A 16,048-nucleotide genomic window follows, 5' to 3' on the forward strand; every position below is an offset into this window, starting at 1 on the left:
TACGCTGTTTTTTGACAGGATGCCGGACCGAGCTTGCGCTCCCGGGCCGCCGTCTGCCCGCGACGCCGACCCGCACGGCTCCATCGCCCGCGGTTCGCCTGCGACGCCGACCCGCGCGGCTCCATCGCCCGCGGTTCGCCCGCGACGCCCGGCCGCACGACCTGCCGGCCGACCGCAGTGGGTGGACTTTTTGTGTCGCGGGTCGAACCCAGAGACGATGAGAGCCCTCCCGATCGCCGCGGTCGCGGTCCTGCTGCTCGTGGCCCCGGTCGCCGGCGTCACCGCGCCCGGCGCCGTCTCGCCGTCCGCCGGTTCGGTACCGGCCGCCGATCCGGAACCGTCCGCCGATCCGGCACCACCCGTCGATTCGGTCGGTCCCGTCGACTCCCCGCTGTCCGTCGATTCGGCATCGAGCGTCACCGGACAGACGACGCCGCAGATCGACACGGCCAACCTCACGTTCCGGACGCTCTCGACGCCGCCCGGGGCGGAGACGCGCGTCAGCGCGTACACCCGCGGCCCGGACCTCGGGTCGTCGCTCGGCTTCGCGACCGCCGACGCCGACGCCGCCTTCGAGACCGCGGCCGTCGTCGACCGGATCGAACGCGCCGAGGCGGGCGTCGAGCGCCAACAGCAGATCCTCGCGGAGCTCAACCGGGTCGAGCGCGCGGAGGTGGCGCTGAACAGCCGCCAGACCGCCGCCTTCAGCGCGCACGCGGCCGGCGAGATCAGCGACCGCGAATTAGTCGACGAGCTCGTCCGCGTGGCCGCGACCGCCCGCGAGTACGACGAGCGGCTCGACGAGATCGACGCGCTCGCCGAGTCGACGGACGGGTTCAGCTCGCCCGGCCGGCTCGACGAGCTCCAGGTGGCGCTCCAGGTGTACGAGGGCCCGGTCCGCGACCGCGCGCTCGCGACCGCTCGCGGCCAGTCCTCGCCGAACGACCTGTACGTCGCGTCGAGTCAGGGCGCCGTCGTGCTCGCCACGGTCGTCGACGGCGAGTACGTCCGCGAGGTGTTCCGAACTGACCGCTGGGACCGCGGCGGCAGCGACATCTCGAACGACGCGGCGATCGAGATGACCGAGGCGGCCTACCCCGAGACGGCCGCGCTCCGCGAACCGGACGCGTTCGGCGCGGGCTCCGTCCAGCGGATCACCATCCCGCACGAGGTCGGGACCCTCCGGACGTTCGTCAGCGGCGGCACCGAGCAGGTGTTCGTCGAACACCAGCGCATCGACCTGTCCGCGTTCCCCGACAGCGAGCCCGTCACGGCGGCGGGCGACGGGTTCAACGTCACCGTCGAACGGACGTACCCCGGGGGCCCGGTGACCGTGACCGTCCTCGACGACGAGACGGGCGAGCCGGTCCCCGACGTCACCGTCACCAAGTCGGTGGGCGACGGCGACAGCCGGACGATCGGGACGACCGACGAGGAGGGGGTCGTCCGGACGCTCTCGCCGGCCGAGACGTACCGCATCACGGTCGTCGACGAGCCCCGCGTCGTCGTCCTCGGCGACATCGAGCCCCTCTCGACGCCGCGGCCGGTCGACGACGAGTGACGGCCCGACTCGGGGGCGTCGCCTCCCGGGCCGACCTTTTTACCCGAAACCGCCGCAGGGCCGCCGTGCCACCAGTCGTCCGTCGCGCCCGAGGGATCGCGCCCGTTGCGGGCGTGCTGCTCATCGCGATCACGGTCGTGTTGGCCGGCGGCGTCGCGGCCGCCACGCTCGACGGCCCGAGCGCGACGGTGCCGCCGTCGGCGGCCCTGTCGCTGTCGGCGACCGACGACCGGATCGCGATCGACCACCGCGGCGGCGACCCGATCGATGTCTCCGCGGTGACGGTCCGCGTCAGCGTCGACGGCGAACCGCTCGACGAACAGCCGCCGGTCCCGTTCTTCTCGGCCGCCGGCTTCCACCCCGGACCGACGGGGGCGTTCAACTCCGCCGGCGGCGACACGCTGCGCGCCGGGGAGACGGCGACGTTCCGCGTCGCGGACACCAACGACCCGACGCTCGAGCCGGGCCGGCGGGTCACCGTCGAGATCACGGCCGACGGGCAGTCGGTCGCGACGCTGGAGGCGTTCGTCGACTCGGGGTGAGAACGCGCGTCTCGGACGGATCGGTGCTGACGCCGTTACTCGGCGTCGGACGCCGTCGACGCGGACTCCTCGGCGCCCGATGCGGACTCCTCGGTACCCGACGCGGAACTGCCGCCCGCCTCGTCGCCGCCCGGAACGCGGGCGACGGTCGTGATGGCGCGGGGGCTCTGGGGCGTCGCCTGCTGAATGTGGTGTTCGAACTCCTCGTAGCCGGCCGCCTCGAACATCCGGTCGGCCTCGTCGGCGTCGTAGAACAGCATGATCGCGTCGGCCACCCGCTGGAGGATCGGGTTGTGGGGGTAGTCGGGACCGACGACGAGGACCTGCCCGCCCGGCTTCGCGACGCGTCGGAGCTCGCGCAGCCCCTCGACGGGGTTGGGCCAGTACTCGATGGAGCCGGACGACCACACCACGTCGAACGCGTCGTCGCGGAACGGGAGCCGCTCGGCGTCGCCGCGGTAGAAGTTTACCCTGTCGTGTCTCCCGAACTTCTCGAACGCCTTCTCCATCTGGTGGACGCTCTGGTCGAGGCCGTGGACGTCGTCGGCGTGCTCGAGTAACCCCTCGGTGCCGAACCCGGTGCCGCAGCCCACGTCGAGCACCGTCGGGTCGTCGCCGAACTCCAGCCACGAGAGCGCCTCCGCGCGCATCTCCTCGTTCCAGTTGAAGCTGTTAATCCGGTCGTACACCTTCGAGAGGTACTTGTAGAAGAGGCGGGCGTTCGACTTGTCCTCGAGGATCCCCATTTACCGGTTCCTTGGGCCGGCGGCCCCATAACGACACGGATCCGCGAGCGGGATCGGGCCCGGATCGCCGGCCCCGCGGGCCGCTTCCGACCGGCTTTTCCGCCGTCCGTCCCACCGTCGGATATGGACCCGACGACGAGCGGCCGGTTCCGCGTTCACGACCGGCGCCGGCGGCCGGACATCGAAGACGAGTCCGACGGGGCTGACTCGGCCGCGAGCCCCGACGACGTCGAGGAGTTCGTCCTCGTCGAACTCGCGGACGGGCCGGTCGACCCGACGGCCCCCGACGCCGAGGACCGCTTCGACCCCCTCTACGCCACCGCCGAGGGGTACGAGGGCGAACTCGCAGACGCCGTCGACGCGCTCCAACCGGGGTTCGTCGTCGAGGCGACGCTGGTGTGGACCGACGGCTCCGCGCGCTTCCGCGAGGTCAACGTCGTCCGCGAGACGCGGTTCCGCTTCGCCGACGGCGTCGAGGGGATGTTCGAGGCGGCCGTCGACACCTGGCGGCAGATCCGCGCCGAGGGGGAGCCCGTCGGCTCGATCACGACCCGCTCGAACGACGGCGACCCCAACGGCGCGTTATACCTCTTCGCCGACGCGCCCGGCAGCGACACCTTCGAGGAGGTCCGCACGGGCCGGCTCCCGATCGAGCCGCTCGTCGCCCGCGTGAACGAGTCGCGGGACGACGACGACCCGCGGGAGGTGTTCGTGTTGCGCCCCGCGGAACACGAGTTCGTCGCCGTCTACGTCGTCTTCGACCCCGACGGCGTCCTCGCACAGACGGTCCGGGACACCTACGACCTCGGTCCCGGCCTCGCCGCGGGACTCGACGCGAGCTACCCCGGCGGGGACGGCGGCGATTCCGTGGTTTCCGACAGCTCGAACGACTCGGGGGACGACGACCTTGACGAAGGCGACGACTTCGACGCGCTCGACCGCCTGTAGTCCGTCTCGTCGCCCCCTCCGCAACTACCGCCCCACTACAGCCAGTCCGCCTCGGGGTCGACCCGACCGTCGGGCGTCTCACCGTTCAGCACGGCCGCCACGTCGGCGGCGCCGCTCCGGTTCAGGTCGTCTCTCGCCTCCTCGCTGTACCACGCGGCGTGCGGCGTGACCACGGTGTCGTCGCGACCGACGAGCGGGTCGTCCTCGGGCGGCTCCTCGGCGAGGACGTCGAGGCCGGCGGCCTTGATCTCGTCCGCCGCCAGCGCGTCGAGCAGCGCGTCGGCGTCGACGACCGGACCGCGGCTCACGTTGACGACGACCGAGTCCTCGCTCAGTCGCCCCAGCGCGTCGGCGTCGACGATCCCGCGCGTCGCGTCCGTCAGCGGCGCGTAGACGCCGACGTGATCGGCGCGGTCGAACAACGCGTCGAAATCGACCTTCTCGACGCCGTAGTCGGCCATCTCCTCGGCGTCGACGAACGGGTCGTACGCCACGAGGTCGGCGTCGAACCCGGAGAGCTGTTCGGCCGCCCGCCGCGCGATCGGCCCGAACGAGAGCAGCCCGATCGTGGACGCGCTCACGCGCCGGGTCGGGACGCCGACCTCCCAGCTCCAGTCGCCGGCGGCGACCGCGTCGTCGTACGGCTTCAGCGAGCGCAGACAGGCGAAAAGCAGCGAGACGGAGTGGGTCGCCACCTCCTCGGTACAGTATTCTGGCACCCGGGTGACGGTCACGCCGCGCTCCGCGGCCGCCGCGACGTCAATATTGTCCACGCCGACGGCCGAGCGGACGACGACCGCCAGGTCCAGCGCGTCGAGCGCCGCCTCGGTGACGGGCGTGTTGATGTCGGTGACGACCGCGTCGGCACCGGCCGCCGCCTCGATCAGCCGCTCTGTCGACCCCATCTCCGCAACCTCGACCTCGACCGGCTCGTCGACGGCGTCGGCGAGGACCTTGCGGTACGTCTCGGGGTCTATCATCGGGAACGCCGACAGCACGACTCTGGGCATGCGCCGCGGTTCGCCCCCGACCCACTTGACGGCTGTCACTGACGCCGTCAGGGCCTCGTACGTCCGTTTCGATCGTGAGGAACCCTCCCTAGCGCGAGCGACGCCCGCTCCGCGCGTCGCGTTCCGATGACTCTTTGCGGTCGCCGGCCGTACGGACCCCCGTGAGCGAGGACAGTTCGAAGCCGCCGATGCTGGTTCTCTTGGAGTCGCTGTCGTTCTACCGCAACGTCCGCGTCGGCGCGGCGGCCGGCGCGCTGCTCGCGGCGCTTTTGTACCTCGTCAGGACCTTCGAGCTGCTCGGGCCGGTGATCGACACGCGCGACTACCCGCTGTTCGGGCCGGACGTCTGGTTCCTCCTGCTCGCGTTCGTGCTGGCGGCGACGTCGGCGCTGTCGGTGGCGGTCGTCCTCACGATAGCGACGGCGGTCCGCGGCGCGCGAGAGGGCGAAGCGGAGCGGCCGGAGTAGTTGGACACCGCGAGCGGCCGGAGTAGCCGGACATCGCGGAGCGGCAGGTGTGACGGAGAGGCGCCGCTCGGGGCCTTCGACGCGGGTTTGAAAACACAGGGACTGCGTCGACGACTCCGATCCGCGCGTCAGTCAGCGGTGCAGGAGGCCTCGCTCTCGTCGGCGGTGAACTCCTGAGCCGGTTCCGTGAGCTTGTAGAGGTTCTGTCTGGCGTCCGCGAAGTAGACGTCCTCGTCGACGACGCCGATCCCCTCGAGCCGTTCGAGCGCGTACCGGACGGTGCGGGCCGACAGCATCGACTCTTGGACGATCCCCTTCTGGGTCAGCGGTCCGTTGTACTCGAGCACCTTGAAGACGAGTTTGGCGCTCGGTGGGAGGTCGTCGAGCCCCTCCGTTTGAGTTCCTTCCATCGTTACGATTCGAAACCGCACACGCTCATAAATGTTGATGGAGCAACGCCGTCTGAGCGGCGTTTACCGGCGAAAACGGCCGCATTTTGTGCCATAAGCCGGCAGAAATCACTGGTAATCGGCCGCTGGACTGACCAGTCAGTCAGCGATTCGGCTCGCGCGCGCCTCGGCCGCGCCGTCGCGCGGCGGGCCGACGAGCGGAGCGAACCCGCGGTCGCCCCGTCGCGGTCGCGGGGGACGGCCGGAACGAACGGCTTTTCACGGGCGCTCGCGGATCCGAAGGCATGAGCGACGACTCGGGCCTGTCCGACCACGCGCGCGGCGTGGTCGTCACGACCATCTGCTGTCTCGCCGGGATCGCGGCCGGCGTCGTCTCGGCCGTCTACGTCGGCACCGATCCGGCGTCCGCCGCGAGCACCACCGCGGTGTTCGTGCTCGGCGCGTTCGTCATCGCCCAGTACCCGATATTCAAGGCGGTCGGCGTCGGCGACCTCGGGATCAAAGACAACCTCTACGTGGCGTTTCTCACGTTCACCCTCTGGTTCATCAGCTACACCGTCCTGCTGACGTCCGCCGTCGACCTGGGGGTCTGAGATGGCCGACGACAGCATCGCGGTCGTGGACCTCGATCGGTGCCAGCCCGACCGCTGCAACTACGAGTGTATGAAGGACTGCCCGCCGAACCGGACGGGCAAGGAGTGTATCACGGAGCGGGGCGAGGACGCCGAGGAGGGGGACCCCGACCAGATCCACATCTCCGAGGAGATCTGCTTGGGCGAGAGCTGCGGCATCTGCGTCCAGTCGTGCCCGTTCGACGCGATCGAGATCATCAACCTCCCCTCCGAGCTCGACGACGACCCGGTCCACCGCTACGGCGACAACGCCTTCTCGCTGTACGGCCTCCCGACGCCCGAGCCCGGCAGCGTCACCGGCATCCTCGGGCCGAACGGGATCGGGAAGTCGACCGCGGTCCACGCGCTCGCCGGCGAGATGGTCCCGAACCTCGGCGACCACGCCGCCGACGGCGACTGGGAGCGCGTGCTCGACCGCTTCCGCGGCACCGGCCTGCAGAACTACCTCGAATCGCTGCGGGACGGCGACGTGACCGTCGCGCGCAAACCGCAGTACGTCGACCAGATCCCGAACCAGTTCGACGGCAACACCCGCGAGCTGCTGGAGCGGACCGACGAGCGCGGCGCGCTCGACGACCTCGTCGACCGGCTCAACATCCGGCCGGTGATGGACCAGAACATCGATTCCATCTCCGGCGGCGAGCTCCAGCGTGTCGCCATCGCGGCCTGCCTCGCCCGCGACGCCGACTTCTACTTCCTCGACGAGATCACGCCGTACCTCGACATCGGCCAGCGGATGATCGTCGCGCGGCTCATCCGCGAGCTGGCGGACGACGACGCCGCGGACCGCTCGATGCTCGTCGTCGAACACGACCTCGCCATCCTCGACCTGCTGGCGGACACGCTCCACGTTGCGTACGGGGAGCCGGGCGCGTACGGTGTCATCACCGACCCGAAGTCCGTCCGGAAGGGGATAAACGAGTACCTGAAGGGGTACCTCGACAACGAGAACATGCGGATCCGCCCGTCGGCGATCACCTTCGAGGAGCACGCGCCGCGGGTCGCCTCCCGGAGCGAGACGCTGATCGAGTACCCCGACCTGCGGAAGTCGTACGGCGACGGCGAGTTCGAGCTCCGCGTCGAGGGCGGCGAGATCAACCGCTCCGAGGTGCTGGGCGTCGTCGGTCCGAACGGGATCGGCAAGTCCACGCTCGCGGAGCTGTTCACGGGCGACTTAGAGCCCGACGAAGGGGAGCTCGACTTCGCGCTCGACATCTCCTACAAGCCGCAGTACATCGACATCGACCAGCACATGCGGGTCGACGCGTTCCTCTCCTCGATTACCGACGAGTTCGGCTCCTCCTACTGGAACACCGAGGTCGCCCAGCCCCTCCAGTTGGAGCGCGTGATGGAGCAGAATCTCTCGGACCTCTCGGGCGGGGAGCGCCAGCGCGTCGCCATCGCGGCCTGTCTCTCCGACGACGCCGACCTCTACCTGCTCGACGAGCCCTCCGCGCACCTCGACGTGGAGCAGCGCGTCCGTGCCACGACCGCGATCCGCCGCTACGCCGAGAACCACGACGCGACCGTGATGGTGATCGACCACGACATCTACATGATCGACCTCCTCGCGGACCGCCTGATGGTGTTCGACGGCGAACCGGCCGAGCGCGGGCGCGCCGCGCCGCCGCAGGAGATGCGCGACGGCATGAACGAGTTCCTCGCCGACCTGGAGATTACCTTCCGCCGCGACGAGCGCACCGGGCGCCCCCGGATCAACAAGCCGGGGTCGCAGCTCGACAGTCAGCAGAAGCGCGACGGCGAGTACTACTACTCCGGGTAATCCGGTCGTCCTCTCGCCCCGTCCGGGCTCGCCGCTACCCCGAACCTTTCCTCGCCCGCCGTCAGACGCTTCGCCATGCCCGAGACGGACGCCGACCTGTTCGGCATGACGTGGGAAGAGGCGGGGGACGCGATCGACGACGCCGACTTCGCGGTCCTCCCGACCGGCAGCATCGAGCAGCACGGCCCGCACCTCCCGGTGTCGACCGACACGCTCCGCGCGGACCACCTCACCGCCGAGCTCGTCGACGCCGCCGACGAGTTCGACCTTGACCTGCTGCGGCTCCCGACGCTGCCGTACGGGCAGTCGGAACACCACATGCGGTTCCCCGGCACGATCACCCTCTCGACGGAGACGTACGTCGACGTGGTCCGCGAGATCGGCGAGTCGATTGTCGAACACGGCGCCGACCGACTGCTCATCGTGAACTGCCACGGGGGGAACCGGGAGCCGCTGTCGGTCGCCGCCGACCGGCTCGGCCGCGACACCGACCTCACGGTCCACTTCGTTCACTGGACCGACTTCGCGCGCGAGGATCTGGAGGAGGCGTACGGTGAGGGGTGGGGCCACGCCGGCGACCACGAGACGAGCTTCGTCGAGCTGTACCGCCCGGACCTCGTGCGGACGGAGAAGAAGGAGCCGCAGGAGGCCGCCGAGATGCCCCGCACGCGGAGCTACGAGTACTTCGACGAGGTGACTGAGTTAGGCGGGCTCGGCGACCCGACGAACAGCGACCCGGACGCGCTCGAACCGATCGTCGCCGCGACGACCCGCGAGATCCTCGGCGCGCTCGTCGAGGACCTCGACGCGGGGTGGTGAGGGCGCTCGACGCGGGCCGATGAGGGCGGCGGCGCCGCACGTCGCGATAGCGCCGCCGCGCCAGGTCGCCGGCGCCGCCGCGATCCGATCCGCAGTATCGAAGCGATTAAGCCCGGAACACGCGAACCCCGGCGTATGCACCACCTCATCATCCGCGGCGACCCCGACATCCGGCGGGACGCGGTGATCGAGCACGACGGCGAGGAGCTGGTCTGTTTCGGAATCAACGTTCAGGGCGGCTGGCACGGCCCGGACGAGCCGCAGCTCTGGTGTACCGTCGGCACGGAAGACGAGCGCGAGGCGTACGACAAACGCGAGTACGTCCCCCACTGGCTCGACGTCGAGACGGTCGACGCCGAGGAGTTGGACGTGATCAAGGCGAAGGGCGAGCTGTCGGTTTAAACCGCACAGACGGGCGCTCTTCCTCGGCTCTCCTCACTCGTCTACCGGCGGATCCGCCAGCCACGCCTCGATGGCGCCGGCCATCGCGCCGCGCCGGTGGATCGTCCCCGCCTCGGGGTCGACGACCGTGCTCTCGGTGCCGGGGGCCTCCCCGTCGTCGATCACGGCGGCGGCGCCCTCGCGGATCCGGTCGTCGAGGTCGGCAGGGTCCGTGACACTGCCAGTCCCCGAGACGTTGGCGCTCGTCGCGGTGAGCGGTCCGGTTTCGTCCAGCAACGCCCGCGCGAGGTCGTGGTCCGGCACGCGGATCCCGACGCGGTCGCGCCCGGCGGTGAGCGCGTCCGGCACCCGGTCGCCGCGCTCGACGACGACGGTCACCGGCCCCGGGAGGAACGCCCGCGCGAAGGCGACGGCTAACTCCGTCGGCCGGGTGTAGCGGAGCGCGTCGTCGACGCTCGCGACGCCGAGCGAGAGCGGGTTCGACCGGTCGCGGCCCTTCAGCTCGAAGACGCGCTCGACGGCGTCGGGGTCGAGCGCGTCGGCGCCCAGCCCGTACACCGTCTCGGTCGGGTAGACGACGAGGTCGCCGCGGTCGACGGCGGCGGCCGCCGCGCGCAGCTCCTCGGATCGGTCCGGTCGGTCGTCGCTCGTGTCGGCGGTCACGCGCGACCGTTCGGCGGCGAGTTGAAAAAGGGTGACGTGTGGGTGCGGCCGGCGCGCACGGCCCGCGGTCGGCCCCGGTCAGACTCCGGTCAGTCGACGAGGTCGGCGACCGCGTCGCCGATCGCCTCGGCGTCGGGGAACTCGGGGTGTTCGCTCGCGACCCACGCGTACTCCACGGTGCGGTCGGAATCGAGGAGGAAGACGGCGGGGCGGCTCTCCGTGATCCCCGTCATCCCGTCGATCTCGTGTGCGAGGCCGTACTCCTCGACCACGGCCGCGCCCGGGTCCGAGAAGATCCGGATGCCGTCGCCGCGCTCGGCGAGCAGGCGCTTGTGGGCGTACGGCGTCGAGATCGAGAGACCGAGGACGTCGAGGTCGTCGCTCCACTCGTTGTCGTCGACCGTGTTGTAGAGGTACGTCCCCTGGAAGGTGCCGTCCATGGGGTGAAAGAGGAGAAGCGTCGGGCCGTCGACGACGTCGTCGAGCGCGCGGTCCTCCCAGTACTCGCCGTTCACGAGCGGGCGGGTGAAGTCGGGCGCCGTGTCGCCCTCGTCGACGTGGTCGGTTTCGGGCAGGGAGACGACGTCGAAGTCGGGCATCTCAGGCACCTCCCTCGCCGTAGGTACCTTGGAGGTACTCGACGATGTTCGCGCTCTCCGACATGGTGACGCCGGTCTCGCGGTCGACGATCGCCGGGACGCTCCGGGCGCCGGAGACGCGCTTGACGACGTTGCGCTCGGAGTGCATCGGCTCGACGTATCGGGAGCGGTACTCCACGTCGAGCTCGTTCAGCGTCCGGACCACGCGCTCGCAGAACGGACACGCCTGAAGCCGGTATAGGGTGATCTGTGGATCGCTCATATCGCGTAATTCGCCCGCGAGACGGGTAATCGTGTCGGCAGCGGCACCCTTGGGGTCGGCGGGGTCGGCGGGGTCGGTGGGGTCGGTGGGGTCGGTGGGGTCGGCGGAGTCGGCGGAGTCGGCGGGGTCGGCGGAGTCGGCGGGGTCGGCGGGGTGAAAGCGGGCCGATTCGAGGGTACTCGAAGGGAACGCTTTAATCGCGGGCCGACGGAAGACAAACGAACATGGGCTTGTCGTCTACTGCGCCGCTGGTCGACGTCCTCCAGGTACCGATGCCGGGCGACGGGGTCATCACCGCGCTCGGCGTCGTCGCGATCCTCCTTTTAGTCGCGCTCTCGGCGTTCTTCTCCTCGTCCGAGATCGCGATGTTCTCGCTCCCGCAACACCGCGTCGACAGCCTCGTCGACGAGGGGGTGACGGGCGCGAAGACGATCCGCGAGATGAAACAGAACCCCCACCGGCTGCTGGTGACGATCCTCGTCGGCAACAACATCGTCAACGTGGCGATGACCTCCATCGCCACCGCGCTGTTCGGTATCTACCTCTCCCGCGGCCAGTCGGTGCTGGCGACGACGTTCGGGATCACGACGCTCGTGCTGATCTTCGGCGAGAGCGCGCCCAAGTCGTACGCCGTCGAGAACACCGAGTCGTGGGCGCTCAAGATCGCCCGGCCGCTGAAGGCCTCCGAGTACGCGCTGTACCCGCTCGTCGTCCTCTTCGACTACATCGTCAAGGGAGTCAACAGCATCATCGGCGGCTCGGCGGCCATCGAGTCGACGTACGTCACCCGCGACGAGATCCAGGACATCATCGAGACGGGCGAGCGCGAGGGCGTCATCGAGGAGGAGGAGCGCGAGATGCTCGACCGCATCTTCCGGTTCAACAACACCATCGCCAAGGAGGTGATGACGCCGCGGCTCGACGTCACCGCCGTCGCGAAGGAGGACTCCGTCGAGGAGGCGATCGAGACGTGTATCCAGGCCGACCACGAGCGCGTCCCCGTCTACGAGGGGAACCTCGACAACATCATCGGTGTGGTCACCGTGCGCGACTTGGTCCGCGAACTGCGCTACTCCGAGGGGACGCCCTCCTTGGAGCGCGTCGTCAAGCCCACCCTCCACGTCCCCGAGTCGAAGAACGCCGACGAGCTGCTCGCGGAGATGCAGGAAAACCGCCTCCAGATGGTGACGGTGATCGACGAGTTCGGGACCACGGAGGGGATCATCACCCTCGAAGACATGGTCGAGGAGATTGTCGGCGAGATCTTGGAGGGCGACGAGGAGGCGCCGGTGGAGTTCTTAGAGGACAACGTCGCGGTCGTCCAAGGCGAGGTGAACATCGACGAGGTCAACGAGATCCTCGGGATCGACCTCCCCGAGGGCGAGGAGTTCGAGACGCTCGCCGGCTTCGTGTTCAACCGAGCCGGGCGCCTCGTCGAGGAGGGCGAGGAGATCGAGTTCGACGAGATCCGGATCCGCATCGAGCGCGTCGACAACACCCGAATCATGTCCGCGCGCGTCACCGTCCTCGACGGCGGCGCCGCGGCGGCGGACTCGACCGCCCCGGTGGAGACGGCCGACTCGACAGACGGGGACGAGACGGTCGAGGCGGATGGCGACGGCGAGCCCGCGCAGAACGACGCGGAATAGGACGGGGAACGCGACGTTCTCGGAGATCGGAGCGGTTGTTTATAAACGGCTGCCGGCGTTTCAGTGGCAAACGCGGACGAAGTCACAGACAATCACTTATAAATAATCGACAGCGGGCGGACGGAGAGCGCCGCTGGAGTCCCAGTCGTTCGTTTATAAATGGCTGAACATGGATCCGCTGACAACACCACTAAATTTTCAGCCGCTCACTTATAAATGGCTGATAGCAGACCGACGGTGAACACCGCCAAATCCCCAGCCGCTCGGTTATAAATAGCTGATAACGGATCGACGGTGAACTCCGCCAAAGCCCCAGCCGCGGGGCCGCAGTACGCTCGTTGCGCTCCTCGCTCGCTCCGCTCGCTGCGGTGCTTACGTCGCCTACTGCGGCCCCGCGGCTGCCCCTTTGAGTCCCACCCGACCGCGACCGCACCGCACCTCACGCCTCCCCAGCCTCGTCGGCCGGCCTTCGCTTCGCTCCGGCCGGCCGACTCCCTCGCGCGGCGCTCCTCGCGCCCGGTGGGCGCTCGGAGGCGCGCGCCATCGTTGTTTGATTTATAAGTGATCGCTGCGGTCGGTCCCGTTTCGAGAAAGCGCCGTCCGCAACTCGACCGCCATGTGCGGTGTGCCATTTTTAAACGGCGTAGGCGCGAGCGGCCGCAACGAGCGCCTTCCGGTAGTCGCTCTCGGAGGGGTCGTGACCGAGGTCGAGGAATCGATTTTTAAATGCGTCGACGTCGACGGCGTCGGTGTCGCTGCCGGCGGCGCGCGCGAGGTCGTAGATCCGGTGGTCGGGGCCGGCGATGTCGTGCCGCTCGACGAGAGCGAGCGCGAACGCGGCGTTGACGGCCGTGATCTCGGGATCGGCGCCGGCCGTCACGGGCGGCGAGCCGGTGCGCGACACGTCGGGGCGGTCCGCGACGGCGGCCGCCAGCGTCGACTCGAGGAAGCCGAGGAGCTTGTCCGCGGGCGCCACCGAGAGCGTGATGTCGTCGGCGTAGATGTCCTTCATGTGGTTCGCGATCTGGTAGCAGTGCGCGAGCTTCCGGCGCTCGACCTTCTCGCCGGAGAGGCCGAGGTACAACGCCTCCTCCGTGGACTGGAGGTGCGAGGGGTGGCCCTCCTCGTAGCGCGCCATGTGCGACAGCTCGTGGATCGCCAGCTCGCGCGCCATCGCGCTCGTGGCGGCCCGCCGCGAGACGTTCAGGACGTGGTGGTCGTCGTAGTGGCCGGCCCAGGTCCGCTCGTCCGGGTCCTCGCGGACCACGACGCGGACCGGCGCCTCCACGGAGCGCTCGGTCTCGAAGAGGTCCGCGGCACCGAGAAACGGGTCGGGGGGAACGTCCCCCTGAACGCGAAGATCCATGCGTACAGTTCACACGGGCGGCGGCGGTAAGTCTCTTGCGCTCGTGGAACCCGGGTCGTCGCGACGGGGGGTTCGGCCCGCCGAGGGCCCGCCGAGCGCTCGGCGCTCCGGCGCCCCGGCGTACGCTTTTGGCCCTCCCCACCGAACGCCGACCCATGCGCATCTACGCGGCCTACGACGACGGGCTCCGGGTCGTCGACCCCGCGACCGGTGCGGTCGAGACGCGCCTCTCCGGCCAGCGCGTGGAGTGTCTCTCGGTCGCGCGCGGCGAAGTCCGCGAAGACGCGAACGGCGCGGCCGGAGCCGGAGACCCCGCTCCGCGCGTCCTCGCGGGGACGTCGGACGCGGGCCTGTTCCGCTCCGTCGACGGCGGGAGCCGGTTCGCGCGCGTGGCGGCCTCGACGCTCGGCCCCGAGGGGTCCGGCCCCGACGCGGTGACCGCGGTCGCGACGAGCCCGCACGACCCCAACGTCGTCTGGATCGGCACGGAGCCCTCGCGGGCGTACCGCTCCGCGGACGGCGGCGAGACGGTCGACCGCGTCGGCGGGCTGATCGACCTCCCCTCCGCCGACGAGTGGTCGTTCCCGCCGCGGCCCGACACCCACCACGTCCGGTGGATCGAGCCGTGCCCGGCCGACCCCGAGCGGTGGCTCCTCGGCATCGAGGCGGGCGCGCTCGCCGTGACCGCCGACGGCGGCGAGACGTGGACCGACCGTCCGCCGGGGTCGCGCCGCGACACCCACGCGATGGCGACTCACCCCGACGCGCCCGACCGCGTCTACGCCGCCGGCGACGGCTTCGCCGAGAGCGGCGACCGCGGCGACTCGTGGCGCGTCCGCGACGCCGGTCTCGATCACGTCTACGTCTGGGGGCTCGCGGTCGACCCCGGCGACCCCGACATCGCCCTGGTCAGCGCGGCCGCGAGCGCGACGGCCGCCCACCGCCGCGGCGAGGCGTACCTGTACCGCTACCGCCGCAACGAAGGATTCGATCGGCTCGACGAGCGCGGATTCCCGACCGGGGAGGGCACCTATCGGGCCGTGTTGGCCGCCGGCCGCGCCGCCGGGGAGGTCTGGGCGCTCTCGAACCGCGGGCTCTTCGTCACCCGCGACGCGGGCGACTCCTTCGAGCAGGTCCCGGTCGACCTCCCCGACCGGGCGGCGTGGGCGCTGGCGGTCGCGTGAGGGCCGCGGGAGACGGAGCGAGCCGGACCGGGACCGGGCGGTCCGGTCAGTTCCGGACCGCGCCGACGATCAGGTAGACGACCGGCGTGTCGAGGAGGGCGATCGCGAGCTTCAGCAGGTACTGGCCCAGCCCGAGCGCGAGCAGCGCCGGCGGGTCGAACACCGGGCCGACGCCCAGCAGGAGCGGCGCGGCGTAGAAGGCGACGCCGACGAAGATGACGGTGTCTATCGCCTGGCTCGTGGCGGTCGAGCCGATGTTGCGGAGCCACAGCATCCCCTCGCCCGTGCGGTCGCGGATCGCGTGGAAGACGAACACGTCCCAGTTCTGGCTGACGACGTACGCCAGCAGGCTGCCCGCGACGATGTTCGCCGCCGGCCCGAGCGCGGTCTGGAAGGCGCTCGACACCTCAGGGTCGACCCCGGGCGCCGCGAGCGTCGACCACACGAGCGCTAACACGAGGAAGTTCGCAAGGAACGCGACGTTGACGACCACCTGCGTCGCCCGCCGGCCGTACAGCTCGGCGTAGCAGTCCGACGCGAGGAACGTGAGCGCGTACGCGAGCGCGGCGCCGGGCAGCAGTATCTCCGCCCCGACCACCGGCAGCGCGAACGGGAGCGGCAGCGCGAGCACCTTCGCGGCGGTGAGCTGCGCGGTCGCGAGCGCGACCGTGAACAGCGTGACAAGCGCGACCGCCGCGACCGCCGACCGGTCCAGCGGGTCGGTCCGGAAGGGACCGTCCTCGCCGGCTGCCGTCCGGCTACTCATCGGTCTCCTCCGCCGCTCCGGCCGCGGCCGACGCGGAATCGCCGTCGAGTCGGTCGTGGCGGGCGTCGATCTCGTCGAGCAGGTCGAGGTTCTTCCGGATCGACGCGCGCACCGCGTCGCTGCGGTTCACGAACTTCCCGTCGTCGCCGACGTGCTCGTCGAGGTCGGCGAGCAGCTCCGCCGGGATCTCGACGCTTATCTTGGGCATACTCGCGTCGTGGACGCCGGCCGGGCATGAA

Annotated in this window: 19 protein-coding genes; 10 read left to right on the forward strand and 9 right to left on the reverse strand. The window is 70.3% G+C overall.

Annotated features, from left to right (window positions below; translation table 11 throughout):
* Positions 1–217: 217 nt before the first annotated feature.
* Together B378_RS0103065 and B378_RS0103070 are read left to right on the forward strand one after the other, a co-directional pair.
* Positions 218–1,561, forward strand: coding sequence for a hypothetical protein (locus B378_RS0103065; protein ID WP_017342356.1), 1,344 nt, complete (start codon positions 218–220; stop codon positions 1,559–1,561).
* A 95-nt stretch (positions 1,562–1,656) separates the two neighbouring features.
* Positions 1,657–2,103 carry a type IV pilin gene (locus B378_RS0103070; RefSeq protein WP_026046161.1) on the forward strand — a complete coding sequence of 149 codons (447 nt, stop codon included), beginning with the start codon at positions 1,657–1,659 and terminating at the stop codon, positions 2,101–2,103.
* 35 nt (positions 2,104–2,138) lie between these two features.
* Here B378_RS0103070 and B378_RS0103075 read toward each other — a convergent pair whose 3' ends face one another.
* Positions 2,139–2,849: a methyltransferase domain-containing protein gene (locus B378_RS0103075; RefSeq protein ID WP_017342358.1), complete on the reverse strand. Its 711-nt coding sequence runs from the start codon at positions 2,847–2,849 to the stop codon at positions 2,139–2,141.
* A gap of 123 nt (positions 2,850–2,972) precedes the next feature.
* On the opposite strand from B378_RS0103075, the gene B378_RS0103080 reads away from it, so the two are divergent.
* Positions 2,973–3,797, forward strand: coding sequence for a DUF6663 family protein (locus B378_RS0103080; RefSeq protein WP_017342359.1), 825 nt, complete (start codon positions 2,973–2,975; stop codon positions 3,795–3,797).
* A 35-nt stretch (positions 3,798–3,832) separates the two neighbouring features.
* On the opposite strand, the gene B378_RS0103085 is transcribed toward B378_RS0103080, so the two are convergent.
* Entirely contained in the window at positions 3,833–4,807 is a 975-nt protein-coding gene (locus B378_RS0103085; RefSeq protein ID WP_017342360.1) for a C-terminal binding protein, read from the reverse strand.
* Between the two features lie 188 nt (positions 4,808–4,995).
* Here B378_RS0103085 and B378_RS0103090 point away from each other — a divergent pair, with 188 nt between their 5' ends.
* Complete coding sequence (locus B378_RS0103090) at positions 4,996–5,274, forward strand: hypothetical protein (RefSeq protein ID WP_044965570.1); 279 nt, start codon at positions 4,996–4,998, stop codon at positions 5,272–5,274.
* Positions 5,275–5,402: 128 nt separating this feature from the next.
* Here the strand turns inward: B378_RS0103090 and B378_RS0103095 are convergent, their stop codons facing one another.
* Complete coding sequence (locus B378_RS0103095) at positions 5,403–5,684, reverse strand: helix-turn-helix domain-containing protein (RefSeq protein WP_004598013.1); 282 nt, start codon at positions 5,682–5,684, stop codon at positions 5,403–5,405.
* 284 nt (positions 5,685–5,968) lie between these two features.
* On the opposite strand from B378_RS0103095, the gene B378_RS0103100 reads away from it, so the two are divergent.
* From B378_RS0103100 to B378_RS0103115, 4 genes are all read left to right on the forward strand, one after another.
* Positions 5,969–6,277, forward strand: coding sequence for a hypothetical protein (locus tag B378_RS0103100; protein WP_008443028.1), 309 nt, complete (start codon positions 5,969–5,971; stop codon positions 6,275–6,277).
* A gap of 1 nt (position 6,278) precedes the next feature.
* Complete coding sequence (locus tag B378_RS0103105; protein ID WP_017342362.1) at positions 6,279–8,099, forward strand: ribosome biogenesis/translation initiation ATPase RLI; 1,821 nt, start codon at positions 6,279–6,281, stop codon at positions 8,097–8,099.
* A 75-nt stretch (positions 8,100–8,174) separates the two neighbouring features.
* Positions 8,175–8,918 carry a creatininase family protein gene (locus B378_RS0103110; protein WP_017342363.1) on the forward strand — a complete coding sequence of 248 codons (744 nt, stop codon included), beginning with the start codon at positions 8,175–8,177 and terminating at the stop codon, positions 8,916–8,918.
* Positions 8,919–9,053: 135 nt separating this feature from the next.
* On the forward strand, positions 9,054–9,320 hold the full coding sequence (locus B378_RS0103115; RefSeq protein WP_017342364.1) for an HAH_0734 family protein: 267 nt from the start codon (positions 9,054–9,056) through the stop codon (positions 9,318–9,320).
* Positions 9,321–9,353: 33 nt separating this feature from the next.
* Here B378_RS0103115 and B378_RS0103120 read toward each other — a convergent pair whose 3' ends face one another.
* The 3 genes from B378_RS0103120 to B378_RS0103130 all read right to left on the reverse strand — a co-directional run bounded on the left by B378_RS0103120 (position 9,354) and on the right by B378_RS0103130 (position 10,844).
* The gene (locus tag B378_RS0103120; protein ID WP_017342365.1) at positions 9,354–9,983 is read right to left on the reverse strand and encodes an L-threonylcarbamoyladenylate synthase; all 630 of its coding nucleotides are present in this window, start codon (positions 9,981–9,983) and stop codon (positions 9,354–9,356) included.
* An 89-nt stretch (positions 9,984–10,072) separates the two neighbouring features.
* On the reverse strand, positions 10,073–10,582 hold the full coding sequence (locus tag B378_RS0103125; RefSeq protein ID WP_017342366.1) for a redoxin domain-containing protein: 510 nt from the start codon (positions 10,580–10,582) through the stop codon (positions 10,073–10,075).
* Position 10,583: 1 nt separating this feature from the next.
* Positions 10,584–10,844, reverse strand: coding sequence for a glutathione S-transferase N-terminal domain-containing protein (locus tag B378_RS0103130; RefSeq protein WP_017342367.1), 261 nt, complete (start codon positions 10,842–10,844; stop codon positions 10,584–10,586).
* Positions 10,845–11,068: 224 nt separating this feature from the next.
* On the opposite strand from B378_RS0103130, the gene B378_RS0103135 reads away from it, so the two are divergent.
* The gene (locus tag B378_RS0103135; protein ID WP_017342368.1) at positions 11,069–12,493 is read left to right on the forward strand and encodes a hemolysin family protein; all 1,425 of its coding nucleotides are present in this window, start codon (positions 11,069–11,071) and stop codon (positions 12,491–12,493) included.
* A gap of 634 nt (positions 12,494–13,127) precedes the next feature.
* Here B378_RS0103135 and B378_RS0103140 read toward each other — a convergent pair.
* The gene (locus B378_RS0103140; RefSeq protein WP_017342369.1) at positions 13,128–13,859 is read right to left on the reverse strand and encodes a DUF5781 family protein; all 732 of its coding nucleotides are present in this window, start codon (positions 13,857–13,859) and stop codon (positions 13,128–13,130) included.
* A gap of 155 nt (positions 13,860–14,014) precedes the next feature.
* On the opposite strand from B378_RS0103140, the gene B378_RS0103145 reads away from it, so the two are divergent.
* The gene (locus B378_RS0103145) at positions 14,015–15,043 is read left to right on the forward strand and encodes a hypothetical protein (RefSeq protein ID WP_017342370.1); all 1,029 of its coding nucleotides are present in this window, start codon (positions 14,015–14,017) and stop codon (positions 15,041–15,043) included.
* 46 nt (positions 15,044–15,089) lie between these two features.
* On the opposite strand, the gene B378_RS0103150 is transcribed toward B378_RS0103145, so the two are convergent.
* Together B378_RS0103150 and B378_RS0103155 are read right to left on the reverse strand one after the other, a co-directional pair.
* The gene (locus tag B378_RS0103150) at positions 15,090–15,809 is read right to left on the reverse strand and encodes a queuosine precursor transporter (RefSeq protein WP_017342371.1); all 720 of its coding nucleotides are present in this window, start codon (positions 15,807–15,809) and stop codon (positions 15,090–15,092) included.
* Positions 15,802–16,017, reverse strand: a complete 216-nt coding sequence (locus B378_RS0103155) for a ribbon-helix-helix domain-containing protein (RefSeq protein WP_017342372.1) — start codon at positions 16,015–16,017, stop codon at positions 15,802–15,804. Before B378_RS0103155 ends, B378_RS0103150 begins: the two co-directional genes overlap by 8 nt.
* Positions 16,018–16,048: the final 31 nt, after the last annotated feature.

This window comes from Halorubrum sp. T3, assembly GCF_000296615.1.
In the GTDB taxonomy this organism is placed as follows: Archaea; Halobacteriota; Halobacteria; order Halobacteriales; family Haloferacaceae; genus Halorubrum; species Halorubrum ruber.